Source organism: Onishia taeanensis, from assembly GCF_900100755.1.
Lineage (GTDB): Bacteria > Pseudomonadota > Gammaproteobacteria > Pseudomonadales > Halomonadaceae > Onishia > Onishia taeanensis.
Genome location: NZ_FNCI01000014.1, coordinates 33,128 through 59,037, shown reverse-complemented (window position 1 = coordinate 59,037; position 25,910 = coordinate 33,128). Strand labels below are relative to the sequence as shown.

General features: G+C 64.7%; 23 protein-coding genes. 5 read left to right on the top strand and 18 right to left on the bottom strand.

From position 1 onward, the window contains the following. Positions 1–39: 39 nt before the first annotated feature. The 9 genes from BLR71_RS14515 to BLR71_RS14475 all read right to left on the bottom strand — a co-directional run bounded on the left by BLR71_RS14515 (position 40) and on the right by BLR71_RS14475 (position 11,190). Positions 40–1,128, bottom strand: a complete 1,089-nt coding sequence (locus BLR71_RS14515; RefSeq protein ID WP_092528018.1) for a LacI family DNA-binding transcriptional regulator — start codon at positions 1,126–1,128, stop codon at positions 40–42. 172 nt (positions 1,129–1,300) lie between these two features. Next, a complete protein-coding gene (locus BLR71_RS14510) occupies positions 1,301–2,530 on the bottom strand; it encodes a GGDEF domain-containing protein (RefSeq protein WP_175491691.1) in 1,230 nt (409 codons plus the stop codon). Positions 2,531–2,726: 196 nt separating this feature from the next. After that, positions 2,727–3,713: a 2-hydroxyacid dehydrogenase gene (locus BLR71_RS14505; protein WP_092528012.1), complete on the bottom strand. Its 987-nt coding sequence runs from the start codon at positions 3,711–3,713 to the stop codon at positions 2,727–2,729. A gap of 84 nt (positions 3,714–3,797) precedes the next feature. Beyond that, positions 3,798–4,823, bottom strand: a complete 1,026-nt coding sequence (locus BLR71_RS14500) for a sugar kinase (RefSeq protein WP_092528009.1) — start codon at positions 4,821–4,823, stop codon at positions 3,798–3,800. Between the two features lie 72 nt (positions 4,824–4,895). Further along, positions 4,896–5,708, bottom strand: coding sequence for a sugar phosphate isomerase/epimerase family protein (locus BLR71_RS14495; RefSeq protein WP_092528125.1), 813 nt, complete (start codon positions 5,706–5,708; stop codon positions 4,896–4,898). Between the two features lie 115 nt (positions 5,709–5,823). Next, positions 5,824–6,873, bottom strand: a complete 1,050-nt coding sequence (locus tag BLR71_RS14490) for a LacI family DNA-binding transcriptional regulator (protein WP_092528006.1) — start codon at positions 6,871–6,873, stop codon at positions 5,824–5,826. 203 nt (positions 6,874–7,076) lie between these two features. After that, positions 7,077–8,147 carry an asparaginase domain-containing protein gene (locus BLR71_RS14485; RefSeq protein ID WP_092528003.1) on the bottom strand — a complete coding sequence of 357 codons (1,071 nt, stop codon included), beginning with the start codon at positions 8,145–8,147 and terminating at the stop codon, positions 7,077–7,079. Positions 8,148–8,149: 2 nt separating this feature from the next. Continuing rightward, complete coding sequence (locus tag BLR71_RS14480; RefSeq protein WP_092528000.1) at positions 8,150–9,550, bottom strand: aspartate ammonia-lyase; 1,401 nt, start codon at positions 9,548–9,550, stop codon at positions 8,150–8,152. A 167-nt stretch (positions 9,551–9,717) separates the two neighbouring features. Then, positions 9,718–11,190, bottom strand: a complete 1,473-nt coding sequence (locus tag BLR71_RS14475) for an alanine/glycine:cation symporter family protein (RefSeq protein ID WP_092527997.1) — start codon at positions 11,188–11,190, stop codon at positions 9,718–9,720. A gap of 189 nt (positions 11,191–11,379) precedes the next feature. On the opposite strand from BLR71_RS14475, the gene BLR71_RS14470 reads away from it, so the two are divergent. Continuing rightward, complete coding sequence (locus tag BLR71_RS14470) at positions 11,380–12,204, top strand: helix-turn-helix transcriptional regulator (protein ID WP_092527994.1); 825 nt, start codon at positions 11,380–11,382, stop codon at positions 12,202–12,204. 99 nt (positions 12,205–12,303) lie between these two features. Continuing rightward, positions 12,304–12,897 (top strand): histidine phosphatase family protein, encoded by a 594-nt coding sequence (locus BLR71_RS14465; RefSeq protein WP_245696489.1) that lies wholly within the window; start codon positions 12,304–12,306, stop codon positions 12,895–12,897. 13 nt (positions 12,898–12,910) lie between these two features. Here the strand turns inward: BLR71_RS14465 and BLR71_RS14460 are convergent, their stop codons facing one another. The 6 genes from BLR71_RS14460 to BLR71_RS14435 form a co-directional block, all read right to left on the bottom strand. Next, entirely contained in the window at positions 12,911–13,219 is a 309-nt protein-coding gene (locus tag BLR71_RS14460; protein ID WP_092527991.1) for a hypothetical protein, read from the bottom strand. A 65-nt stretch (positions 13,220–13,284) separates the two neighbouring features. Next, positions 13,285–14,349: a class II fructose-bisphosphate aldolase gene (fba, locus tag BLR71_RS14455; protein ID WP_092527988.1), complete on the bottom strand. Its 1,065-nt coding sequence runs from the start codon at positions 14,347–14,349 to the stop codon at positions 13,285–13,287. A 105-nt stretch (positions 14,350–14,454) separates the two neighbouring features. Continuing rightward, entirely contained in the window at positions 14,455–15,627 is a 1,173-nt protein-coding gene (locus BLR71_RS14450) for a phosphoglycerate kinase (RefSeq protein WP_092527985.1), read from the bottom strand. 86 nt (positions 15,628–15,713) lie between these two features. Continuing rightward, the gene (locus tag BLR71_RS14445) at positions 15,714–16,784 is read right to left on the bottom strand and encodes a type I glyceraldehyde-3-phosphate dehydrogenase (protein ID WP_092527982.1); all 1,071 of its coding nucleotides are present in this window, start codon (positions 16,782–16,784) and stop codon (positions 15,714–15,716) included. Positions 16,785–16,952: 168 nt separating this feature from the next. Continuing rightward, positions 16,953–17,675: an LrgB family protein gene (locus BLR71_RS14440; protein WP_092527979.1), complete on the bottom strand. Its 723-nt coding sequence runs from the start codon at positions 17,673–17,675 to the stop codon at positions 16,953–16,955. After that, positions 17,672–18,049 carry a CidA/LrgA family protein gene (locus BLR71_RS14435; RefSeq protein WP_175491693.1) on the bottom strand — a complete coding sequence of 126 codons (378 nt, stop codon included), beginning with the start codon at positions 18,047–18,049 and terminating at the stop codon, positions 17,672–17,674. Before BLR71_RS14435 ends, BLR71_RS14440 begins: the two co-directional genes overlap by 4 nt. Positions 18,050–18,275: 226 nt before the next feature. Here BLR71_RS14435 and BLR71_RS14430 point away from each other — a divergent pair, with 226 nt between their 5' ends. Beyond that, entirely contained in the window at positions 18,276–19,328 is a 1,053-nt protein-coding gene (locus tag BLR71_RS14430) for a class I fructose-bisphosphate aldolase (RefSeq protein ID WP_092527972.1), read from the top strand. A 67-nt stretch (positions 19,329–19,395) separates the two neighbouring features. On the opposite strand, the gene BLR71_RS14425 is transcribed toward BLR71_RS14430, so the two are convergent. The 3 genes from BLR71_RS14425 to tkt form a co-directional block, all read right to left on the bottom strand. Continuing rightward, positions 19,396–20,364, bottom strand: coding sequence for a sensor domain-containing diguanylate cyclase (locus tag BLR71_RS14425; RefSeq protein ID WP_175491690.1), 969 nt, complete (start codon positions 20,362–20,364; stop codon positions 19,396–19,398). Beyond that, a complete protein-coding gene (locus BLR71_RS17665; RefSeq protein WP_175491689.1) occupies positions 20,361–20,504 on the bottom strand; it encodes a hypothetical protein in 144 nt (47 codons plus the stop codon). Before BLR71_RS17665 ends, BLR71_RS14425 begins: the two co-directional genes overlap by 4 nt. Before the next feature lie 245 nt (positions 20,505–20,749). Continuing rightward, on the bottom strand, positions 20,750–22,753 hold the full coding sequence (tkt, locus tag BLR71_RS14420; protein ID WP_092527966.1) for a transketolase: 2,004 nt from the start codon (positions 22,751–22,753) through the stop codon (positions 20,750–20,752). Positions 22,754–23,095: 342 nt separating this feature from the next. On the opposite strand from tkt, the gene metK reads away from it, so the two are divergent. Together metK and BLR71_RS14410 are read left to right on the top strand one after the other, a co-directional pair. Further along, entirely contained in the window at positions 23,096–24,316 is a 1,221-nt protein-coding gene (gene metK / locus BLR71_RS14415) for a methionine adenosyltransferase (protein WP_092527962.1), read from the top strand. Between the two features lie 157 nt (positions 24,317–24,473). Next, a complete protein-coding gene (locus BLR71_RS14410; protein ID WP_092527959.1) occupies positions 24,474–25,721 on the top strand; it encodes a cation:proton antiporter in 1,248 nt (415 codons plus the stop codon). The last annotated feature ends 189 nt before the right edge of the window (positions 25,722–25,910 follow it).

Genomic DNA, 25,910 nt, shown 5'->3' with positions numbered 1-25,910 from the left:
ATGCCACCGGCAGTCATCACAACCAGCGGCTGGGGCTGCTCAGGTGGTCGAGTCAGACGTGATCGGCGATGCGGGAAGCGTTGCTTGCGATGCGCTGCCGCAGGATTCGCGTATCTGAAGTCGCGGGGCCAGCACGACCTGCTCGCGGGCTCCGTTGGGGTCGGCGATGCGACGCAGCGCCAGGCGTGCGGCTTCTTCGCCGATGGCATAGGGGTGTGTGGCGACGCTGGTCAAGGCCGGGTCGCTGAGCGCGGCTTCCTCGACGTCATCGGTGCCGATCACCGCGCAGTCAACGCCGGGAGTCAGGCCCATTCGCTTGAGGCCAAGCATGGCGCCGAAAGCCATCAAGTCGTTGTGGCAGATCACCGCCGTGGGGCGTGGTGTTTCCTGCATCAGCGTTTCGATCAGCTCCAGTCCAGCACGGCGCGTCACCTGTCCGCGCACCAGGCGCTGATAACCCAGGTCGTGATGGGCGAGGGCATCCGAATAGCCCTGCCAGCGCTCCTGGGTCGCCGAGTGTTGGGCATGGCCGCCGAGAAAGGCGATGCGGCGATGGCCCAGCTTGACCAGATGGCCGACGGCCTGATGGACCCCGCGGGCGAAATCACTGCTGGCATAGTCGAAGGGCGGCTCCCCGATGTGGCGCAGCACCTGTACACAGGGCAGCGACCAACTGGCCAGGGTATCGATCAGCGAAGCGGGCGTGCCTTCGGCCGGGCACAGCAGGATGCCGTCGACGCGATGCTCGCGCATGCGCTCCAGGAAGCGCTGCTGGCGTTCGGGGGAGTCTTCACTATTGGCCAGAAAAGAGACGTAGCCCTCGCGATTCAGGGCTGCATCGATGCCTGCCACCATGGCGCCGAAGAAGGGGGTGGCGATGTCGTAGACCACCACGCCGAGCGTTGCGGTATGGCTGCCGCGCAGGGCGGCAGCACCGCGGTTGTAGACATATCCCAGTTCCTTGATGGCGGCTTGGACTTTGATGCGGGTGCGGTCGGCGACCAGTGGGCTTTCGCGCAGTACCAGCGACACCGTCGAGCGCGACACCCCGGCATGTGCGGCGATGTCCTGCAGCGTAACGCTGCCGGATTCGCGACGGCTCGAGGCGGGGGCGGTGTCTTGAGTCATGCGGTGCTCCATCGGCGCGGGGATAGGTGGAACAGGTATTTTTGGATTGATCCAAATCTAGAAGAGCCTCAGCCGATCACCAATTAACCTTTAGTCGTGGCAGGCGTCATCAGTGGCGGAGATGCGGCTAGTGATACGGCTGGTAAAGCGCGCTGCGGTGCAGGCCGTTGGGTCAGTTACCGGCGGAGGAAGGGGTGCCATCGGCGCGAGAGTCGTGCTGATCCTGTGTATTCATATCGCGTTCGAAGCGTACGACGCGGTTGCGACCGCCACGCTTGGCGGCGTAGACGGCGAGATCAGCATTGTGGATCAGTACATCGATGTCGTGCGGTTTACCATCCTGCGGGTTGTTGCTGGCGACCCCGGCGCTGATGGTCAACTCGAGGTCGGGAACATCGGTTTCCGGCACATTCAGAGGTGTGCTGGCGACCGTTCTGCGCAGGCGTTGGGCAACCTCTTTGGCCAGCCCCAACTCGGTTGAGGGCAGCAGCACCATGAACTCTTCGCCACCGTAGCGGGCAACCAGGTCACCGCTGCGGGCGCATTGACGCATTATCTCGGCCAGGTGGTCGATGGCGATATCGCCGATGTGATGTCCGTAGGTGTCATTGATGGTCTTGAAGTGGTCTATATCGATGAACACCAGGCTTGCTGTTTGGTTGCGGTGGCGGGCGTCTGCCAGCAATTTCGTGCCTTCGAGGAGAAAGCGGCGGCGATTGAGCAAGCGCGTCATGCCGTCGGTGTTGGCATGGTGCTCTATCTGGCGCCGGTAGCGATAGAGGCCCCAGTACAGGTACTCGAAGAAAATCCGCAGCGCCACCACTGGCGGAAAGCTGATCAGCATATAGGCCAGATAGATCTCGCGGTCGAGATCCGCCGAGACCCCAAACGTAGGCGCGAACAGTGGGAAGACGGTGATGAGCGCCAGCACCAGCAGCGAGAGGCGCAGCGATTGAGCAAGCAGCAGGAAGGGCACGAAGATAAAGAAATACAGGAAGCCGCCAATGCCAAAGGCGTTGCCGTTGTCGAGCAGCGACAGGACCTCGATGAAGCTCACTTGCACCATCAGAGGTACCAGTATCGTTGCCAGCCGGGCCGGCCAGGAGTGAACGTGGCACCAGGTGGCGATTGCCCACACCAGCACGGCCGCGCTCTGGAATAGCCGGTGGCCAATCGCCTGGTGAGCGTTTACCGGATCGATCGCATAGTCCCAGGCGATGTTGAGTAGCACGAAGACGGCGGTGATCAGTAAGGCGCCAGTGGTGAAGACACCGAAGTCCTGCGCCTTGGCGAGGCGATAGTCCGGCGTGCGCAGGGTTATGGCGAACTCTCGCCACAGCTGCCAAAGCTCGGTGTGATTGTCCTGCGGCCTCTCCGGGCCGTGCTTGCCTTGTCTGCTCATGCCCGACCCTGCATCGCTTGTAGGCATTGATCGCTTCTTATTTCGGCTCGTGGAGCCTGTCGATTTTCACTTTACAACATACGGGAATATCGGCGAGCGAGGAAGCTATCGGCGTGGGTGGGCGGTGGCTATCGGGTGAGACGTCAACTCGGGCCGTTCGCCGGGGCATGGCTTGGCAAACGGCCCATACGGGCAATCAGTCGCTGAGAGTTGCCCAGGCATCGGTGTTGACCGGGCTGATGGGGCGCTGGCCACCCAGCGCCAGGGTGATGTTATCGACGGCTCGCTGGGCCATGGCGGTACGAGTTTCCACCGTCGCGGAACCGATATGGGGCAGCGCTACCACCTTGGCCATCTGCGGTAGCGGCGAGTCCTTGGGCAGCGGTTCCTGCTCGAAGACATCGAGCCCGGCGGCGCGAAACTCGCCCTGCTCGAGTGCCGCGATCAGGGCGGCTTCATCGACGACCTTGCCGCGGGAGATGTTGATGAAGATCGCCGACTGGCGCATCAGCGCGAATTCCCTGGCACCGATCAGTCGCTCGGTCTGGGCGCTAAGGGGCACCGTGACGCAGACGAAGTCGGCCGCTTCGAGCAGTTCGTCGAGCTCGCAGCGCCGCGCCCCCAGCTCCTTCTCCAGGGCCGGCTTGGGCGAGGCGTTGGAATACAGGATCGGCATGCCGAAGCCGAGTGCGCCGCGTCGGGCGATGGCCGCGCCAATGCGGCCGAGGCCGACCATGCCCAACGTCTTGCCGTGTACGTCAGAGCCGAATTGCGCCTCGCCGATGCTTGACTGCCAGTCGCCGCGCTTGACGAAGTCGGCGAGTTCCACGGCACGCCGGGCCGTGGCCATGATCAGCAGGAAGCCGGTATCGGCGGTGGTTTCCGTCAGCACATCCGGCGTGTTGCACAGCAGGATGCCGCGCCGGGTGAGCTCTTCCACCGGGTAGTTGTCATATCCCACCGAGATGCTGGCGATGGCTTCAAGGTGCGGCGCCTTGTCGAGCAGCGCCGGAGTGATCTTGAGGCTGGCGCCGACCAGCCCGTGGGCTTTGGCCAAGGCGGCGAGGAAGGCCGGGTCGTCGGCGGATTCCAGGTTATCGAAATAATCGACGTGGAAGTCGCCGCGCAGCTGATCAAGCTGGTCGTCGTTCAGGCGACGAAACGCCACGATGCGCTTTTTCATCTCAAACTCCTTGTGGGGAGGCCAGGGATCCTAGGCGTCCGTTCACGTTCATTGGGTGACTACTTGCCATTCACTAGCGTCGGCTCATTGCCCTTTTGGCAAGCCGAAGCGGGTCTCGAGCTGCGCCAGGCGGGCGCGCTGGGGCAAGCCCTCCATGTCGCCTCTGACCTGAACCGCCTCGGCGCCAATCAGGTTGCCGCGATGCAGGGCCTCCTGGGGTGAGCGGCCGTCGAGCAGAGCGCTGATCACGCCCACGGCGAAACCGTCGCCGGCACCGACGGTGTCGACCACTTCAGAGACCGCCAGGCCGGGCATCATGAAGCTTTGCTCTTGACCGCCAATCACGCCGCGATAGTAGCTGCCTTCGGGCCCCAACTTGATGATGACCGCCTTGGCACCGCGCTCGAGGTAGAAGTCAGCGATATCCTGATGGGACGACAGCCCCGTCAGGCGTTGCCCCTCGGCCAGCCCTGGCAGCACCCAGTCTGACTTGGCGGCCATGGCATTGAGGGTCGTCGCCATCTCGGCGTCGCTGCTCCACAGGCTGGGTCGCAGGTTGGGGTCGAATGAGATGCTGGCGCCGGCCTCCCGCGCCTTGTCGAGCATGTACCAGGAGAGCTCTCGGCAGCTAGACGACAAAGCCGGCGGGATACCGGTGGCATGCAGATGGCGCAGGGCGGTGAAGTCCACCGCTGCCGCATCATGTGGCGAGAGGTGGCTGGCGGCGCTGCCGCGACGAAAGTACTCGACGTGCGGGTCGGCGCCATTGGCGGCGCGCTCCTTGAACACCAGCCCTGTCGGATGCTCCCGATCATCGATCAGGTATCGGCAGTCCAGGCCTTCGGCTTCCAGGGTGCGACGGATATAGCACCCGAAACCGTCATCACCGACGCGACTCAGCCAGCCGACGTGCCGGCCCAGGCGTGCCAGGCCGATGGCCACATTGGTGTCTGCCCCGGCGATGCGGCGCTGGAAATGCTCGACGTCAGACAACGCTCCTGAATGTTTGGCGACGAACATGGTCATGGCCTCACCGAAGGCCAGCACTTCTGGTGAGGCGCCTGGTGAAGGGTATGGCGAATTGTCTGGCACCTTGTCGGATGATGGCATACAGATTCCTGTTCTTATCGTCTGCGGATGGTTATTCGTTGGTGATGGCGAGCGGCGCGCCAGGGCCTGAATTCAGGCATGTAGCGCTCGCAGCCGGTTGAGCTGTCCGCGGGTAAAGTCCTGGAGCTGTGGCGACTGCAAGGGATATTCGATGGCCCGAGTCACGCCCTGGGGAAAGTGCGCCATCAGTCCCTGCCAGCCCTTGAGCTCTTCAGCGTCGGGCACGCTGGCGTGGGGGCGCCCCTGGCCGAATACCACGCCCTTGCAGTGCAGGTAGCGCACATAGGGCCCCAGGCGCTCGGCGGCTGCCAGCGGATCGGCGCCGACCCAGTGCCAGTTGCCGATGTCGAAGGTCATGTAGAGCGGACAGCCGGCGGCTTCAGCGTCGGCAAGGGTTGCCGCGAGCGGTGCGATGGTGCCGCCGTCCTGTGTCTGATCGTTCTCGACCAGCAGCAACGGTGTCTTGGGCTGCTCTAGCTGTTGGTTCAGGCGCTGCCAGGCGTCTGCGCGAGGTGAGGGCGAAGCATCAGACGCGTACTGCCCCAGTGAGAATTTCACGGCTGCCGCACCCAGGCGCCGGCTTTCTTCCAGGCGAGTCATGAGCCCCGGGGCGAGGCTGTCGCCGTGCCAGAGTGCGTCTGCTGCCGAGTAGATCAGGCCCAGTGACTGCTCTGCGCAGGCCTCACCTAGGGCTTCGAAGTCGTCGAAGCCTTCGGGCAGCAGTTCGCGACGAACCTCCACACCATTGGCACCGGCGGCTTTCAACCAGGGCAGAATTGCCGCCTGGCCGTGCTCGGCGATCAGCGCGTGACCGAATGCCGAGGCGGCGACCAGCACCGAAGGTGGGCCTGAGGCGGCGCTGGAATGCGATGGGAACGTTACCATCGTGGTGCGTGAATCCTGGTGAGTGGCCATCATGGTCTCCTGTGATGCCATAAGCGTTGGTTTAGCGAGGCCTAAGCGTTGGTTCAGCGAGGCATATGCGTTGGTTTAGCGAGGCTCAAGCGGTGCTGGTGGGTGGATCTTGGGTCGAGCCGCGGGCCAACAGCTTGGGCTGGTAATGGATGCGCCGTGGCGGCGCCGCCTTGCCATTGGGCTCCAGGCGCTGCAGCAGGGCCTCTGTGGCGGCACGACCGATGTCCTTGGTGGGCTGGGCCAGCGTGGTGATGCCGGGCGTCACCAACTGGCACCAGTCGAGTTCGTCGATGCCCATCAGGCCGATGGCTCCCAGTACCACGCCCTTGGCCTGCAATGCCCGGGTGACGGCTAGCGTGACATTGCCATTGCCGCAGAGCAGCGCCTTGGGGCGCTGGGAAGGCGATGCCAGAAAGTCCGAAATGGCCTGCTCGAGTGATGAGGCCTCTTTGTCCAGCGATAGGCTTAACGCCCGCCCCGTCAGCCCGCGCAGCTCACGCTGCTGTTCAAAGCGCTCCAGGCGAATCTGGCGAGAGCTTGCCTGTGAGGTGGGTTCGCTCAGGTAGAGCAGATCGCCATAGCCCTTTGAGGAGAGATGATCCAGCGCCATGTCGATGGTTCGGGCGTTATCGAGGCCCACTTCGTCGGCCTCGAGTTCACCCAGCGAGCGGTCCAGCAGGACCAGCGGCGTTCCCTGCTCGGCGAGCTGCTTGAGCTCGCGGCTGGGCTGACCGGCGGCATTGATCACCAGGCCTTCTATCCGGTAGGCCGCGAGCAGGGCGAGGTGGTCGCGCTCCTGCGCCGGGTCGTTGTCGGTGTTGCACACCACCAATGAGAAACCCTTGGCCCGGCAGGCTTGCTCGACGCCATGCATTACCGCCACCGAGAAGGGGTTGAGAATATCCGCGATGAGCATGCCGATCAGGCGTGAATGGCCGCCCTTTAGGCCGCGAGCCATTTGGTTGGGGCGATAATTCAAGCGTTTGGCGGCGCTAGCGATGCGCGTCTGCATGGTTTCCGACAGGCGGTCGCGTTCGCCGCTGAAGTAGCGGGATACGCTGGTCTTGGAAACCCCGGCTTGATGAGCGACCTCGAGGATGGTGGCGCGACGTGACGCGGCCCTGGCTGACGACATACTGTTACCTACTCAATGGAACCGTTCCCATTGTAGTCTGTACCCCCTGATCGCGGCTGTCGAGATGAGGTAGACCATGGTCGAGGCCTCCAGGCCCCGAGCTCATGGTCGTTTGGCGTTCAGCGTTCGGAAAACGCAGTTGGGAAGGGGGCTAAGAAGGCGTGCTCGAAAGCGGCGCCTCGAAGAACAACAAGGCTCCCCTGTCAGCCGGGGCTCATCTCACCGCGCAGCGGGGTGGCCAGCGCGGCCCGCAGTGCCTCGCCCTCGAGGCCATCGGCGATCAGCACCTGCAGCTTGGTCAGCGCGGCCTCGGGGGTCAGGTCGGCACCGGGAATCACGCCGGCGGCATTCAGTGTACCGCCGCTGGCATAGGCGCCCTGAACGACCAGGCCCTGCTGACACTGGCTGACGTTGAGGATCGCGATGCCGGCCTGGCTTGCTCGTGCCAGGCGCTCGATCAGCACACCATCGAGGCTAGGGGGATTGCCCACCCCGTAGGTCTGCAGCACCAGTCCCTTGAGGGCCGGGTCGCCGAGCACGGCATCCAGCATGGCCGCTGACAGGCCGGGGTGCACCGGCAGCATGGTCACCGCGCCGGGTGCAAACTGACGTGGCGTGACGTCCGGCGTGAACGCAGTGGCGGAGTCGCCCTCGGGCCGGCCCGGCGCCAGCGCCAGGCCGGGCCTGAAGGATAAAGCGATGCCGGCTTCGCCGAGCCAGGGCGCGTCGGGGGAATCGAAGGCATCGAATCCCTGGCTTCGCACCTTGCGCGCTCGGTTGCCACGCAGCAGCCGGTCATGAAAGGCGATGCAGACTTCTCGCGGTGCGGCGGGGTCGGCGGCCATCAATAGTGCGGTGGTCAGGTTGTTGATGGCGTCGCTTCGCGGCTCGCCGAGCGGTATCTGGGCGCCGGTGAGCACCACCGGCTTGTCGAGGGCGCCGAGCATGAACGACAGCGCAGACGCCGTGTAGGCCAGGGTGTCGGTGCCGTGCAGCACGATGAAACCGTCATAGCCGTGCCAGTGCTCGGCCAGGGCCGCGACGATACGGTTCCAGTCGACAGGGGCCAAATCGGCGCTGTCGATCAGCGGCGCAAGTTCGATCAGGTGATAATCGGGCAGCCTGGCTCTGCCAGGGTCGCCAAGCTGGGTGCCCAGGCTACCGGAAAGGTGATGGGCCAGGCGGTCGGGGAAGCCTTCGGCCGGCACATAGCCCGTCGGCGAGGGCCGCATGCCGATGGTGCCGCCAGTGTGCAGGATCAGCAGTCGCGACATGGTCAGGTCTCTTGGAACGGGGCGAGCATGGCCTGGGGGCTTAACAGCCGGTCCAGTTGGGCCTCGTCGAGGAGCCCCTCTCCGATCACCAGTTCGCGCACGGTGGCGCCGCTGGTCAGGGCCTTGGTGGCGATGCGCGAGGCGTTCGAGTAGCCGATGTGGGGGACTAGCGCGGTGATGATGCCGATGCTGTTATCGACGTGCCGGGCGCACTGCTCGCGATTGGCCTCGATGCCCTCGATGCAGCGGGTCTGCAGCATGGTGCAGGCCGAGCACAGCATGCGCATCGAATTGAGCAGGTTGTAAACGATCATGGGCTCCATGGCGTTGAGCTGGAGCTGGCCGGCTTCGGCGGCCAGGCTCACGGCGAGATCGTTGGCGATCACCTGGTAGACGGTCTGGTTGACCGCTTCAGGGATCACCGGGTTCACCTTGCCCGGCATGATCGAGGAGCCCGGCTGCATGGCCGGCAGGGCGATCTCGCCAAGGCCGGTACGCGGGCCGCTGGAGAGCAGGCGCAGGTCGTTGCAGATCTTGCCAAGCTTGATGGCGAAGCGCTTGAGCATCCCCGACAGGAACACGAAGGCGCCCATGTCGGAGCTGGCCTCGACCAGATTCGAGGCGGGCACGATGGGCTTGCCCGAGAGGGTGGCCAGATGGCGGACGGCCAGCGCCTGGTACTGCGGGTGGGTGTTGATGCCGGTGCCGATGGCGGTACCGCCCAGGTTGACCTCGCAGAGCAGGCGGCAGGCCTCGGCAATGCGCTCGATGTCCTCGCCCAGGGTCACGGCGAAGCCCTCGAATTCCTGACCCAGCGTCATCGGCACCGCATCCTGAAGCTGGGTGCGACCCATCTTCACCACGTCGGCGAATTCCGCACCCTTGTGCTCCAGCGCCGTCTTCAGGTCGGCAATCGCCTGGGTCAGCGGTTCGGCGGCGAACTGCAGGCTCAGGCAGGCTGCGGTGGGGTAGGCGTCATTGGTTGACTGGGAGCGGTTGACGTCGTCGTTGGGGTGCAGCTTGGCGTAGTCGCCCTTTTCGAAACCGAGCCGGGTGAGTGCCAGATTAGCGATCACCTCGTTGGCGTTCATGTTGGTCGAGGTGCCGGCGCCCCCCTGGATCAGGTCGACCACGAAGTGCTCGTGCAGGGCGCCGTCGATGATCTCGGCGCAGGCCGACTGAATGGCCTCGGCCTTGCGCGGCTCCAGCACGCCGACGTCGGCGTTGGCCTTGGCCGCCGCCGACTTGACCATCGCCAGGGCGCGAACCAGCTCCGGGAAGTGGCTGATCGGCACGCCGGTGATCTGGAAGTTGTCCACCGCGCGCTGGGTCTGGATGCCGTACCAGGTCTCGCTGGGCAGCGTCATGTCGCCGAGCAGGTCGTGTTCTATGCGTGTTGTCATGGTGTCGTTCACTCAGCAGGCGAAGTGTCGAAGCGGTGTCTGAAAAGTCGACGAGCGCCGTACTTTTCAGGCATTGCCTAGGGGGAAAATGACGCGGCCCCACCCGGTCGGGCGGGGCCGCTTGAGCCTTGGCGCGCATCCGGCCGGTAAGCCGGGTGGGGCAGGGCTCAGTCCTTGGCGCTGGCCGGGGTGTTGCCGAGCACGTCATGCATGCGTGCCAGGTCTTCCGGCTCGATTTCCCAGGCCTTGGGGTCCAGGTTCATATCGGGATGCTGCTTGGCATCGAAGATCGGCTGCTTGAGGCCGCCGCGAATCTGGCCGTCGAAGTCCTTGAGGATGCGCAGGCCCGGCTTGAACAGCATGATCAGCGCGATCAGGTTGGCCACCGCCAGAAGGCCCATGGTCACGTCAGCGAAGCCGAACACGGTGCCCAGATCGGTGGTCGCGCCCCAGCAGACCAGCAGCACGATGGCGACACGGAAGGCGTTGAACAGCGTCTGGTTATCGCGGCTGAAGAAGTTGAGGCTGTTTTCGCCCAGGTAGTAGTTGTAGAGGATGGTGCTGAAGGCAAACAGCAGCAGCGCCAGGCTGACGAAGGTACGACCCCATTCGCCGACGTGGTCGGCCATTGCGGCCTGGGTCAGGGCAATGCCCGCCACTTCATTGGTGGAGGCCGGGTCGTAAACGCCGCTGAGCAGGATCATGAAGGCCGTGGCCGAGCAGATGATCACGGTATCGATGAACACCGAGAAGGCCTGCACGATGCCCTGATTGGCCGGGTGCGGCACATAGGCCACCGCCGCCACGTTCGGTGCGCTCCCAAGCCCCGCCTCGTTGGAGAACAGGCCGCGCTTCACGCCCATCATGATCGCCGCGCCGATGCCGCCACCGATCGCCGGTTCGAGGCCGAAGGCGCTCTTCACGATCAGCATGAATACGTCCGGGATCTTGTCGATGTTGATGCCCAGCACCAGCAGCGCGATGAGGATGTAGCCGCCGGCCATGAAGGGCACCAGCACCTCGGAAATACGCGCGATGCGCTTGATGCCACCGAAGATGATCAGGCCGACCACCATCGCCAGCCCAAGGCCGCTATAGAGCACCGGCACGCCGAAGGCATCACCGAAGGAGGTGGCCACCGCATAGGACTGCAGGGCGGTAAAGCCGAAGCCGAAGGTCACCAGCAGCAGCACGGAATAGAGCCCCGCCAGCCAGGTCCAGCGGCTGCCCAGCCCCTTGACGATGTAATAGGCCGGCCCACCGCGATAGGTGCCGTCGCCACTTGCCTGCTTGTAGGTCTGCGCCAGTGTGCACTCGAGGAAGCTGGTCGCCATGCCCATCAGGCCGACCATCCACATCCAGAACACCGCACCCGGGCCGCCCAGGGTGATTGCCACCGCGACACCGGCGATGTTGCCGCCGCCGACGCGCCCGGCTACCGACAGCACCAGCGCCTGGAAGGAACTCAGATGGCCATGCTTGTCGCGCTTGAAGGCCTGGCTGGCGCCGAGAATCTGGAACATGCGACCGAAGTAGCGAAACTGCACGAAGCGCGAGGCCACCGTGAAGCCGACGCCGACCGTGATCAGCAGCACCAGAAGCACCTTGCCCCAGAGCAAGTCGTTGAGGAAATCCAACATGAAGATGTCTCCGCTATTGTGTTGTTGTGAGCAGTTGTTGCGTGTTGTTCTTGCGAGTCGTCCACGCGATTTAACCAGCCCGCCCAGTACAATGGGATTTGACGCTCTGTTGCGCCCTGGCGCAGTATCATGCGCACCAAGTGCGCCAAACTGCGCCATGTCGGATCACGGCATGGATGAGGACTCGACATGCATGATGATTTTGCGGCCAACCTTCGCCTGCTGTGCAGCTATTACCGCTCCATCGCCGAGGTGTGCCGGCGGCTCGATATCAACCGGCCGCAGTTCAACCGCTACCTGAGCGGCCGTTACCGGCCCAGCGACAGCATCATGCGGCGCATTTGCGACTTCTTCGGGGTCGAGGTTCACGAGATCCTGCTGCCCCATGACGACTTCATGCCGCTGATCAGGCAGCGCCCCCGGCCCGCCGAGGAGTCGGTTGAAGAGCCCGACGAACCCCATGGCTCGCTGAGCCTGCCCGATGCGCTGCTCAGCCAGGGCAGCCGCGGCATGTCGCGCTACGTGGGCTGCTACTACGAGCACTATCTCTCCATGTCGCAGCCCGGCAAGGTGCTGCGCACCCTGGTCTGCCTGGAGTCGCGGGAGGGCAGCACCATCTATCAGCGCACCGAGCGAATGACCTCTGCAACCGACCAGCGGCCCTACCACAACCGCTATCGCGGCGCGGCGCTGTTCCTGACCGACCGCATCTTCATGGTCGATTACGAATCGCTCAACGGCCACGAGGTCACCCAGACCATCCTCTTTCCCAGCTTTCGCAGCCATGTCTCGCGCCTTACCGGGCTCAAGCTTGGCGTAGCCGATAGCAGCGAGCGCATGCCCTGCTGCGTGCGGGTGGTCTATGAGCGGCTGAGCGAGCCGGTCAATCCGCGCCGTGCCCTGGCGCGCTGCGGCCTCTTTGAGCTCGACGACCCCGAGCTCGACCCTTCACTGGTCGCGGCCATTCGCAACGACGTCGGCGCTGATGAATGGCATTTCCGCGCACGGTTCTAAACGAGGCCCCAGGCGGTATGGGCTAGTCTGAAGGCACGACGCTACTCCTGCCGCTACGACGGCATGAATGGCCACCCGCTCTTCACCCGCGAGATCCAGATGATTCGACGCTGCCCGACGCTATCGCTGCACGCCTTTTCGATGCTGGCACTGCTGATCGCCACAGGCCTGATCGCGCCTCGTGACGTCGAGGCGCAAGAGGACAACGCCGCTTGGGCCGCGCTTGCTAGCGGTGGGCACGTTGCCCTAATGCGTCACGCCCTGGCGCCCGGTACCGGCGATCCGGCGGGCTTTTCGCGGGATGACTGCGCCACCCAGCGCAACCTTTCCACACAAGGCCGAGCCCAGGCCCGCGCCATCGGCGAGCGGTTTCGTGAACGGGGCATCGCGGTGAACGAGGTGCGCGCGAGCCGCTGGTGTCGCTGCCTCGACACCGCCGAGCTGCTCGGGCTTGGCGAGGTAATACCCACTCCGGCACTCGACTCCTTCTTTCGCGACCGCGGCGCCGCCGACCGGCAGACCCGCGAACTAGGCGAGCTTATCGAGGCCTGGAGCGGCGAGGGAGCGTTGGTGCTGGTCACCCATCAGGTCAATATCACCGCACTCACCGGCGTCTATCCGCGTTCCGGCGAGATTCTGGTGCTGGCGCCCGAGGATGGCGCGCTTGAGCTGGTGGGGCGGCTTGGGAACTAAGACGCCCAAGACGTCATTCAGGCAGGTTATGGCAGTTGTCGCGATACTGCGGGGCATCGGTGCCCAGCGCCAGGCTTTCGGTGGCGGTGTTGTAGTAGAAGCGGCCGCTCTCGTCGCCTGACAGCGCATAGTCGCCGCACACGCCATAGCCCTTGTTGACCCGCGCCAGATGGGAAATCTCGGCCGGCGCCTGGCTGTCGAGGCGTTCGCTGATCAGCTCGGCGATATGGGCATCGCGCTTTGCCTCGGAATAGGCCTGGCCACCGAAGATCATGCCGGCAACGGCAAGGATGGCGACGACGGGAATCCATAGGTTATGCATGGCGGGTCCTCAAAGGAGAGCCTCAAAGGGCGCCCACCGGCGCAAGGCCGGTGGGCGATAGGGGCTTACTTGACCTTGGGGTCCAGCTCGCCGCGCTCGTAGCGCTTGAACATCTCTTCCAGGCTGACCGGCTTGATCTTCGAGGCGTTACCGGCGGTGCCGAAGGCTTCGTAGCGGGCGATGCAGACATCGCGCATGGCGCTGACGGTTTCCTTCATGAACTTGCGCGGGTCGAACTCGGCCGGGTTGTTGGCCAGGAAGCGACGCACGGCGCCGGTGGAGGCCAGACGCAGGTCGGTGTCGATGTTGACCTTGCGCACGCCGTGCTTGATGCCTTCGACGATTTCGGAGACCGGCACGCCGTAGGTCTCGGGGATGGCGCCGCCGTACTCGTTGATGACCTCGAGCCATTCCTGCGGCACCGAGGAAGAGCCGTGCATCACCAGGTGGGTGTTGGGGATGCGAGCATGGATTTCCTTGATGCGCTGGATCGAGAGGGTGTCGCCGGTGGGCGGCTGGGTGAACTTGTAGGCGCCGTGACTGGTGCCGATGGCAATGGCCAGGGCGTCGACGTGGGTCGCCTTGACGAAGTCGGCGGCCTCTTCCGGGTCGGTGAGCAGCTGGTCGTGATCGAGCTTGCCTTCCGCGCCGATGCCGTCTTCCTCGCCGGCCATGCCGGTTTCCAGGCTGCCCAGACAACCCAGCTCGCCTTCCACGGAGACGCCGCAGGCATGCGCCATCTCGACGGTGCGACGGGTCACGTCGACGTTGTAGTCGTAGCTTGCCGGCGTCTTGCCGTCTTCGCCCAGAGAGCCGTCCATCATCACCGAGGAGAAGCCAAGCTGGATGGAGCGCTGGCAGACCGACGGGCTGGTGCCGTGGTCCTGGTGCATGGCGATGGGAATATGCGGGAATTCCTCGATGGCGGCGAGGATCAGGTGGCGCAGGAAGGGTGCGCCTGCGTACTTGCGGGCACCGGCGGAGGCCTGAACGATGACCGGGGAGTCGGTCTTGTCCGCCGCTTCGAGGATGGCGCGCATCTGCTCGAGGTTGTTGACGTTGAAGGCCGGGACGCCGTAGCCATACTCGGCGGCGTGATCCAGCATTTGGCGCATGCTGATAAGTGCCATGAACTCACCTGTTTTACATGAGGACGGCGTGGCTGGGCCACGCCGTGTAGATCAAGGGATGTCGGTACGGGTTACTGCCTGCGCGACTGTCGCCGCGACGCCTGCTTACTTCGCGGCCTCGAAGGCATCGCGAAGCGCCGTGACGGCCGGCAGGGTCTTGCCTTCCACGTACTCGAGGAAGGCGCCGCCGCCGGTGGAGATGTAGGACACCTTTTCGGCGATATCGTACTTGTCGATGGCCGCCAGGGTGTCGCCGCCGCCGGCGATGGAGAAGCCGTTGCTCTCGGCGATGGCCTTCGACAGCGCTTCGGTGCCGTGGCCGAACTGGTCGATCTCGAACACGCCGACCGGGCCGTTCCACAGAATGGTGCCGGCATCCTTGAGCAGGCCACCCAGGCGTGAGGCGGTGTCGGGGCCGATATCGAGGATCATCTCGTCGTCCGCCACCTGGTCGACCGGCTTGGTCACCGCTTCCGCGGACTCCGAGAACTCGGTGGCCACGACCACGTCGGTGGGCAGCGGAATCTCGACCTTGGCCATCAGCGCCTTGGCCTGGTCGACCAGGTCGGCTTCATGCAGCGACTTGCCGACGTTATAGCCGGCCGCGGCGATGAAGGTGTTGGCGATGCCGCCGCCGACGATCAACTGGTCGCACTTCTCGGAGAGCGCGGTCAGCACGTCGAGCTTGGTGGACACCTTGGAGCCACCAACGATGGCCACCATCGGGCGTGCCGGCTTGGCCAGCGCCTTTTCCAGGGCTTCGAGCTCGGCGGCGAGCAGCGGTCCGGCGCAGGCGGTCGGCGCGAAACGTGCCACGCCGTGGGTCGAGGCCTGGGCGCGGTGGGCGGTGCCGAAGGCATCCATCACGAAGATGTCGCAGAGTTCAGCGTACTGCTTGGACAGCGTCTCTTCGTCTTTCTTCTCGCCTTCGTTGAAGCGCACGTTCTCGAGCAGCACGACCTCGCCATCGGACACGTCGACGTTGGCACCCAGGTAGTCCTTGACCACGCGCACCGGGCGCTCGAGCAGCTCGCCGAGACGTTCGGCGACCGGTGCCAGGGAGAATTCCTCGGCCGGCTCGCCTTCGGTGGGACGCCCCAGGTGGCTCATCAGCAGCACCTTGGCGCCTGAATCCCGGGCCGCCAGGATGGTGGGCAGGCAGGCGCGCAGCCGTGCATCGCTGGTAACGCGGCCATTCTTGAGCGGCACGTTGAGATCTTCGCGGATCAGCACGCGCTGACCGGCGAGGTCCAGGTCGGTCATCTTGCGAACATTCATCGGGGCAGTGTCCTCTGGGTTGCAAGCCAGGTGAGAGAGACGGAAGCGGCGCTCGTACCGGGGCCTTCAGGCATTTCCTTGCCGGGTCATCGCTCGTCGAGCGTGGGAACAACGCCTAATCTTGCCAGTCGTTCGGTGACGTCGAGCATGCGGTTGGCGAAGCCCCATTCGTTGTCGAACCAGCACAGCATCTTGATCAGCCGGCCGCCGGCGACACGGGTTTGGGTGGCGTCCACGATACCGGAGCGCGGGTCGTGGTTGAAGTCGACCGAGGCCATGGGCTCTTCGGTATAGCCCACCAGGCCCGACAGGCGCTCGTGGCAGGCGGTCTTGAGCAGCGCGTTGACGGCCTCGGCGGAGGTGTCGCGGCGCACGCAGATGGCGAGATCCATGGCCGACACGTTGATGGTGGGCACCCGCACGTGCAGGCACTCGAAGCGATCCGTGAGGTGGGGCATCAGCCGGTTGATGCCTCGGGCCAGCCCGGTGTCGACGGGCACGATCGACTGCATCGCTGAACGGGTCAGGCGCAGGTCGGTCTGGTGGTAGGCGTCGATCACCGGCTGGTCGTTCATCGCCGAGTGAATGGTGGTGGTCACGCCGTGCTCGACCCCCAGCGCCTCGTCGAGCATGGTCAGCACCGGCACCAGGCAGTTGGTGGTGCAGGACGCGGCGGAGACGATGCGGCAATCGGGCGTCAGGTCGGCGTCGTTGATGCCGGTGACGATGGTGGCGTCGACGTCGCTCTCGGCGGGCTGGGAAAACAGCAGGCGCTTGGCGCCGGCGTCGAGATGGCGGCTGGCCGTGGCGCGGTCCTTGAAGCTGCCCGAGCACTCGATCACCAGGTCGATGCCCAGTTCCCGCCAGGGCAGGCGGTCCGGGTCTTGCTCGCTGAGCACGCGAATCGGCCGGTCATTGATGAAGAGATGGCCATCGCGGCCCTCGACCTGGCCGGGAAAGCGCCCGTGGGTGGTGTCGTAGCGGGTCAGGTAAGTGATGGTATCGAGATCGGAGAGCTCGTTGATCGCCACCACCTCGAGCAGGGGGGCGGCGTCGCCTGGCGCTTCGCCGGTGGCCTTCGTCTGGCGCTCGGTCAGCGCGCGCAGCACGCATTGGCCGATGCGGCCATAGCCGTTGATGGCGATCCGATAGGCCATGGGACGAGGCTCAGCTTCCACGATGTCGATTCCACTCACACAAAGGACACGAAAATCACACGAGAACGTAAGCGCGCGCCCGGTGCAGGCGCTCGGCGACGACAGGGCGACGATTCTAGCGCAAAAGCGCCGGCCTTGCAGGTCGTGCGTGGCGCATGCTCGCCGCTGCTAGAGCCCCAGTAGCCGCCAGGCCAACGGCAGGCACAGGGCCGTGAAGATGCCGGTCAGGCTCATGCCCAGCGAGGCGAAGGCGCCGGCGGTGGCGCTCATCTCGAAAGCCCGCACGGTACCGATGGCGTGGCCGTTGATGCCCAGCGCGAAGCCGAGGATGCGATGGTCGCGAATGCCCAGCGGCGCGGCCAGCAGGCTGACCGCCAGGGTCGCCATCACGCCGGTGATCAGAAGCCCGCCCATCAGCAGCGGCACCGAGCCGCCCAGCTCATCGATGATGCCCAGCGCAATCGGCGCCGTCACCGACTTGGGCGCCAGTGAGGCGAGCACTTCGGGGCTGGCGCCCAGCGCCCAGGCCAGCGCCAGCGAGTAGCAGGAGGCCAGCGCCGCCGCCGGGGGCAGGGAGAGCGCCAGTGGTTTCCACAGCGCGCGGATATGGTGCAACTGCTGGTAGAGCGGCACGCCGAGCGCCACCGTCGCCGGGCCCAGCAGCAGCATCAGCCAGTCGGAGCCACGCTGATAGTCGGCGACGTCGATCGACAGCCCCCACAGGCTGGCGGCGACCAGCAGCGCTGCCAACAGGACCGCCGGGCACCAGCTAGGGCGCCCGATGCGCTCGACGACCCACAGCGCGGCAAGATAGGCGGCAAGCGTCAGGGCGATGGCGGACAGCGGTGTGACCAGCAGGGCCTCGCGCAGCTCGATCAGCGAAGCACTCATGGCGATGCCTCTTCTGTCGCGGCGGCGCTGGGCTCGGGCGGCATGAAGCGGCGCATCAGCAGTAGGGTGGTCAGGACGCTGGCCAAGGTGCCGCCGACCAGGGCCACCGCCACGGCAAGCCATTGGCCGGCGAAGTCATCGGCGACGAAGAAGACGCCCACCACGCCTGGCATGATCAGCATCGCCAGTAGGCCGATCAACGGCTGGCTGGCGGCGGCGATGTCCTCGAGCCGCCCGACGCGCAGCATTAGCATGGCGGTCATCAACAGCATGCCGACCACCCCCGCCGAAACGGGCAGGCCGAGCAGCACGACCAGTGTCTCGCCAAGGAGCCAGAAGCCCGTCAGCCATAGAAAACCGCGCAGTAATGCGATCACCGTCCCCTCCTTAGTGCCGACCTTCCGGCCGATATAATGCCTTGAGTGTCAGGAAAAATCTCTCTGCCCTGCGCGATGGGTGCCCTTGGTTGGCATAAGCGAGGCGCGTGGAGGGGGAGGAAAATGGCATGCAAGGCAGACAAGAATGCCGCGGACGCTTGTGGTCGCAGTGCTGCTGGCTAACATGAAGAGGCATCCACTCTCACCGCAAGGAGCGCACACCATGAGCGATACCGCCAAGATGCTGGGCGATGAAGCAAACTACCTGCTGGAGCACCGCTGCAGCGCGATTCCCCGCGAGCAGCTGCACCTGCCGGGGCCGGACTTCATCGACCGCGTGATGATCGACAATGACCGTAGCCCTCAGGTGCTGCGCAATATGCAGGCGCTTTACAACCACGGTCGGTTGGGGGGCACCGGCTATCTGAGCATCCTGCCGGTCGACCAGGGCATCGAGCATTCCGCTGGCGCCTCCTTCGCGCCCAACCCGCTCTACTTCGACCCGGCCAACATCGTCGAGCTGGCGATCGAAGGCGGCTGTAACGCCGTGGCCTCCACCCTCGGGGGCTTGTCCTCGGTGGCCAGGCGATATGCCCACAAGATTCCGATGCTCCTGAAGCTGAATCACAACGAGACGCTGACCTACCCGACGATGCATGACCAGACGCTGTTCGCCAGCGTCGAACAGGCTCATGACATGGGCTGTGCGGCGGTAGGCGCGACCATCTACTTCGGCTCGCCGGAGTGTCGCCGTCAGATCGAGGAAATCAGCGCGGCCTTCGAGCGTGCCCATGAGCTTGGCATGGTCACGGTGCTATGGGCCTACCTGCGCAACCCGGCCTTCAAGCAGGACGGCACCGACTACCATGTCGCCGCCGACCTGACCGGCCAGGCGATTCATCTGGCGGCGACCCTCAAGGCCGATATCGTCAAGCAGAAGCTCGCCGAGACCAATGACGGCTATCGGACGATCGGCTTCGGCCACACCCACTACAAGGTCTACAGCGAGCTGACCAGCGAACACCCCATCGACCTGGCGCGCTATCAGGTGGCGAGCTGCTACATGGGCCGCGCCGGGCTGATCAACTCCGGCGGTGCCTCGGGTGGCGAAAGCGATCTGGCGCAGGCGGTGCGCACCGCGGTGATCAACAAGCGCGGCGGCGGCATGGGCTTGATCTCCGGGCGCAAGGCCTTCCAGAAGCCGATGGCCGAAGGCGTTCAACTGCTCAACGCCATCCAGGACGTCTATCTGGACCCGCAGGTAACCATCGCCTGATTCTTGCCGGCCCGCCCCTGTTCTGTGCCAGCCCCCGTGTTAGGCCAAGAGCGGGCCAGGGGCGGCCTCACTCCTGCCAATGGACCTGGTTACGCCCGGCCCGCTTGGCGCGATACAGGGCGCGGTCGGCGCACACCATGAGCTCGTTCAGGGATGTCAGCGGGGGCTTGAGTGCTGCGACGCCGACGCTGACCGTGACCGAGAGGGTGGTCCCGTCGTTAAGCGGAATCTCCTTGGCGGCAATGCACTCACGCAGCCTTTCGGCGAGGGCCAGGGTGTTGTGAAGCGTGGTCTCGGGTAGCACGAAGGCGAACTCTTCACCGCCGATGCGTCCCACGATGTCGACCTTTTCGCGGGTCTGCTCGAGGCAGCAGTCGGCGACGGCGCGAATGACCTGATCGCCGGCGATATGGCCCCAGGTGTCGTTGACGCGCTTGAAGAAATCGATGTCGATGATCATTAGCGCCAAGGGGTGCTCGAAGCGTTGGGCACGGTGCATTTCTCGTTCGCCGGCCTCGAGCAGGTGGCGACGATTATACAGGCCGGTCATCGAGTCTCGGGTGGCCAGGGTGTGAAGCTCGGCGTTCATCCGTTCCAGCAGCATGTTCTTTTCGGTCAGCTGTTCGTTGAGCGCCTGAAGTTCCTGCTCCTGGCATTTCTTTTCATTGAGGTTGAAACAGACGCCGGTGAAACGGGTCGTGGAGCCGTCGTTTTCGACGATCTTGCCGTAGTTGGCATACCACACCCAAGCGCCGTTCTTGGCGCGAATGCGGAATTCGCTGTAGTAGCGCTCGGTGAGGCCGTTGAGGTGGTCGTCGATCGCCTGGTTGATCGAGGGCACGTCGTCGGGATGCATGAGCTTGAAGATGTCATCGACGTAGGCGGCCGTCTCGTGGCTTGCGTAGCCGAGATCGGCGAACACCTTCGTCAGGCCGAAGACGACCTCGCCCGTCGACAGGTCGTTCTCCCACAGGTCGAGACCGCTGGCTTCCAGGGCAACCTCCAGGCGCTTCTTGTAGAGGTCCTCTTCATTCACGACAGGCACTGCCGGCGAAATGAGAGCAGCCGCCTGGCGTGGCTGGCGCTGCGAAGGGGGCAGGCCGTGCCGTAGCCGTGCCCAAGCACCATCGATGCGGCGTGGGGGCGAAGGTCGTGGAGTCCGAGTTGCTGTGTCATGCCGTTCCGCTCTTGGCCCTGATGTCCTGAAGGCGTTGGGGCAGAAGAAGTCCTTCAGGTATCTATCATGCGTAGCGCCAAGACATGCTTTTCCGGCGCCAGCCTCTAGAACAGTTATCGTCTGACGAGGGGAGAAGTTGAGGATCTGAGCAGGGTGTCGGGCGAGAAGCAGCCACAAAAAGCCCGAGCCCACTAGGGGCTCGGGCGAAGAGACATGCTGTGCGCTGAGAAACTGGCTCGGCGGTTTACTCGGCGGCGTCTTCCAGCAGCTGTTCGGCTTCGCTCACCAGGTTCTCGACGGTGAAGCCGAACTCCTTGAAGAGCTCGCCGGCCGGGGCGGACTCGCCGAAGCTGTCCATGCCGATGATGCGACCTTCGAGGCCCACGTACTTGAACCAGAAGTCGCGATGGCCGGCTTCGATGGCGATGCGCGCACCGACTTCCAGCGGCAGTACTTTCTGACGGTAGGCGGCATCCTGGGCGTCGAAGACGTCGGTGGACGGCATCGACACCACGCGCACGGCGCGGCCCTGCTCGCCAAGCTGTGCGGCGGCGTCCATGGCCAGGCCAACTTCGGAGCCGGTGGCGATCAGGATCAGCTCCGGGGTGCCTTCACAGTCCTTGAGGATGTAGCCGCCACGCTGAATGTTGCTCAGCTGGTGCTTGTCGCGGGCCTGATGCGGCAGGCCCTGACGGGACAGTACCAGCGCGCTGGGGCCGGAATGACGCTTGAGGCCGGCGTGCCAGGCGGCAGCGGTCTCCACGGCATCGGCGGGACGCCAGGTCGACAGGTTAGGTGTCGAGCGCAGGGTGGTCAGCTGCTCGATCGGCTGGTGGGTCGGGCCATCTTCGCCCAGGCCAATGGAGTCATGGGTGAAGACATGAATGGCGCGCTGGCCCATCAGCGCCGCCATGCGCAGGGCGTTGCGCATGTATTCCGAGAAGATCAGGAAGGTCGCGCCATAGGGCACGAAGCCGCCGTGCAGGGCAACGCCGTTGATGATCGCGGCCATACCGAACTCGCGCACGCCGTAATGCAGGTAGTTGCCGCCGGGCTCGGTCTGGCTGATGGCCTTGGCACCCTTCCAGAAGGTCAGGTTGGACGGCGCCAGGTCGGCGCTGCCGCCCAGCAGCTCGGGAAGCTGCGGGCCCAGCTCATTGAGCACGCCCAGCGAAGCCTTGCGCGAGGCGACGCTCTCGCCCTGCTCCTGAGCCTGCTCGATCAGCGCTTCGCTGGTCAGGTCGCGGGGCAACTCGCCCTTGATGCGGCGGGTGAACTCGCGGGCCTCGGCCGGGAAGGCCTCGGCATAGCGCTGGAAGCGCGCGTTCCACTCGGCCTCGCGGGCCTCGCCGGCCTGGGTGGCGTCCCAGCCCTTGTAGATGTCTTCCGGCACGTGGAAGGGCGCGTGGGGCCAGTCGAGCTGAACCCGGGCGGCGGCCACTTCGTCGTCGCCCAGCGCCGCACCGTGACATTCTTCCTTGCCCTGCTTGTTGGGGGCGCCGAAGCCGATGATGGTCTTGCAGATGATCAGGCTCGGGCGGTCGTCGTGGCTCTTGGCGAGTTCGACGGCGGCCTTGATCTCTTCGGGCTTGTGGCCGTCGACGTTGGGCACCACGTGCCAGCCGTAGCTCTCGAAGCGCTTGGCGGTGTCGTCGGTGAACCAGCCTTCGACTTCGCCATCGATGGAGATGCCGTTGTCGTCATAGAAGGTGATCAGTTTGCCCAGCCCCTGAGTGCCGGCAAGCGAAGCGACCTCGTGGGAGACGCCTTCCATCAGGCAGCCGTCGCCGACGAAGCAGTAGGTGTGGTGGTCGACGATATGGTGGCCGTCGCGGTTGAACTGGGCCGCCAGGGTGCGCTCGGCCAGCGCCATGCCCACGGCATTGGCGAAGCCCTGGCCCAGCGGGCCGGTCGTGGTCTCGACGCCCGGCGTGTAGCCGAACTCGGGGTGGCCCGGGGTCTTGGAGTGCAGCTGACGGAAGTGCTGCAGGTCTTCGAGGGACAGCTCATACCCGGTCAGGTGCAGCAGCGAGTAGACCAGCATGGAACCGTGGCCGTTGGACATCACGAAGCGGTCGCGATTGGCCCAGTGCGGGTTGGCCGGGTTATGGCTCATGAAGTCGTTCCAGAGGACTTCGGCGATATCGGCCATGCCCATGGGGGCGCCGGGGTGGCCAGACTTGGCCTTCTGCACGGCGTCCATGGACAGCGCGCGAATGGCATTGGCCAGTTCGAAACGGGACGGCATTGACAAGCTCCTCGCCTGCGGCAATTAGGCAATGCCCGGGCGGCTCCGCGCGGCAGGGCGGGCGACTCGAGCAAGGTTGCGGAAGGGCACCGCGGCATGCGGCACGCTGGATTCAGGGGGCATATTGTCGCCGAGAAGAGCGCAACCATCAATTGCCGCGCCTCGCGGGGCTTCTAGGAACCGGTGTCCGCTCTGGTGTAGAATCGCCGCCCTGAGGCCCTTTGGCCCGTCGCGTGTCGCGTCTGCCCCGCAGGAAGGCAGTCGGCGATGCAGCTTCAGCCGCCGTGCTGTGCCCCCACGCCGTTATTAACAGGCCGTTATTGATAGAGGGTCGAGGACGCCATGAGCGAATACTCCCTGTTTACTTCCGAGTCCGTGTCCGAAGGGCATCCGGACAAGATCGCCGACCAGATTTCCGACGCGGTGCTGGATGCCATCATCGCCCGCGACAAACAGGCGCGCGTGGCCTGCGAGACCCTGGTGAAGACCGGCGTGGCGATCGTTGCCGGTGAAATTTCCACTTCGGCCTGGGTCGATCTCGAGGAGCTGGTACGCCAGGTGATCCTGGATATCGGCTATACCTCCTCCGACGTCGGCTTCGACGGCGAGACCTGTGGCGTGCTCAACCTGATCGGCAAGCAGAGCGTCGATATCGCCCAGGGCGTCGATCGCAGCAAGCCTGAAGATCAGGGAGCCGGCGACCAGGGGCTGATGTTTGGCTACGCCACCAACGAGACCGACTCCTTCATGCCGGCGCCGATCCACTACTCGCATCGGCTGGTCGAGCGTCAGGCGGAGCTGCGCAAGAGCGGCATGCTGCCCTGGCTGCGTCCGGACGCCAAGAGCCAGGTCACCTTCCGCTACGGTGACGACGGCAAGCCGGTGGCCGTCGACGCGGTGGTGCTGTCGACTCAGCATGACCCGGACATTGATCAGAGCGACCTGCGCAAGATGGTCAAGCGCGAGATCATCGAGCAGGTCCTGCCCGCCGAGTGGCTGACCGACAGTACTCAGTACCATATCAACCCGACCGGCAAGTTCGTGATCGGTGGCCCGGTGGGTGACTGCGGCCTGACCGGTCGCAAGATCATCGTCGACACCTACGGCGGCATGGCCCGCCACGGCGGCGGCGCCTTCTCCGGCAAGGACCCGTCCAAGGTCGACCGCAGCGCCGCCTATGCCGGCCGCTACGTGGCCAAGAACCTGGTCGCTGCCGGGCTTGCCGACAAATGCGAGATACAGGTCTCCTACGCCATCGGCGTAGCCGAGCCGACCTCGGTGTCGGTCAACACCTTCGGCACCGGCAAGATCAGCGATGCCAAGCTCATCGAGCTGGTGCGCGAGCATTTCGACCTGCGCCCCAATGCCATCACGCGCATGCTCGATCTGCTGCATCCGATGTATCAGCTGACCGCGGCCTACGGTCACTTCGGTCGCGAGCCGTTCGAGACCAGCTACCAGTGGACCGACGTCAACGGCGAAGTACAGACCGAGACCTTCACGGCCTTCCCCTGGGAGAAGACCGACAAGGTCGAGGCCCTCAAGCGCTCCGCCGGTATTTAAGCCAGTGCTCTAGGCCGGCTCGATGGGGACCCGCTTCGGCGGGTCCTTTCGTAGGTATATGTGTAGGTCTATGTGATTCCCTTCCTGTGGCGAAAGGTCACTGCCATCCCCTCGTCACGCCCGCTAGTCTGTTGCCATTCGCCAAGGACGCGCCTGAATGCTCAATCTCGCTGCCCTCTTCATCACACTCACCGCGCTGTGCATGTGGTTCAACCAGCGGGTGCTGCGCCTGCCGCCCACCATCGGGGTAATGGCGATCGCCCTGGCCCTGTCGGTGATGGTCATCGCCCTCGATCATGTGACGGTGACCACGGTATTCGCCCAGACCGCCGAGGCTTGGCTCGCGCGCATCGACTTCAACGTGCTGCTGATGGACGGCATGCTGTCGCTGTTGCTGTTCGCTGGCGCCCTGCACGTCGATCTCTCGAAGCTTCATCACTACCGGGTCTCGATCGGTTTGCTGGCGACGCTTGGGGTGCTGGTCTCCACGGGGGTGATCGGTACTGCGGCCTGGTGGCTGTTTCAGCAGGTCGGGATGGGGGTGCCTTATGCCTTCTGCCTGGTGTTCGGCGCGCTGATCTCGCCGACCGACCCCATCGCGGTGCTCGGCATCATGCGCAACGCCGGTGCCCCGGTCGATATGGAAATTCGCATCGTTGGCGAGTCGCTGTTCAATGACGGCGTGGCGGTGGTGGTATTCACCGCCCTGCTGGGCGTGGCCACCGCGTCCGGCGGCGAGGGCATCGACATCGGGCATCTGGGGCTCTTGTTCATCGAGGAGGCCGGTGGCGGCATCCTGCTCGGCCTGGCCCTCGGGGGCCTGGTCCATCGGTTGATGAACAGCATCAACCAGTATCAGGTCGAGGTGATGCTGAGCCTGGCCCTGGTGGTCGGCGGCTATGCGCTGGCTCAAGCCCTGCATATCTCGGGGCCGATCGCCATGGTGGTGGCGGGTCTCATCATCGGCAACATGGCCCGCATCGGCGCCATGTCGGAGAGCACGCGCCGCTATCTCGATGCCTTCTGGGAACTGATCGATGAGATTCTCAACGCCGTGCTGTTCGTGCTGATTGGCCTCGAACTGGTGCTGATGCCGCTGAGCATCGAGGTGGTCGGCATTGCGCTGGCGCTGGTGGTGGTGATTCTGGTGTCGCGCTTTTTGATCATCGGCGTGCCGCTCAGGCTACTGTCGGGGCGCCGTCACTTTCGTGCCGGCACGACCCGCGTGCTGACCTGGGGTGGGCTGCGTGGCGGTATCTCGGTGGCCTTGGCGCTGTCGCTGCCCGACGGCGAGATCCGCAACACCCTGGTGGTCACCACCTACGTGATCGTGCTGTTCTCGATCCTCGTTCAGGGGCTGACGATCGGCCGGCTGGTTCGGCATGTATTGAAGGCGCCGCGCTAGGGTCTGTGCGACAACTACCTGCGCTCGGCAATACGGTGTTAAAAATTGGTTCAAAATGCTCATTTACACCTCGTAAACTCCGCTTTTTCGCCAATTTTTGCCTAGTCTTGCCTTCGCTCGCTAACGTTTCGCACAAACCCTAGGGACTTTGGTTGGGCTCCCAAGCCGCTCGGTCGGCGTGGTGAGAGT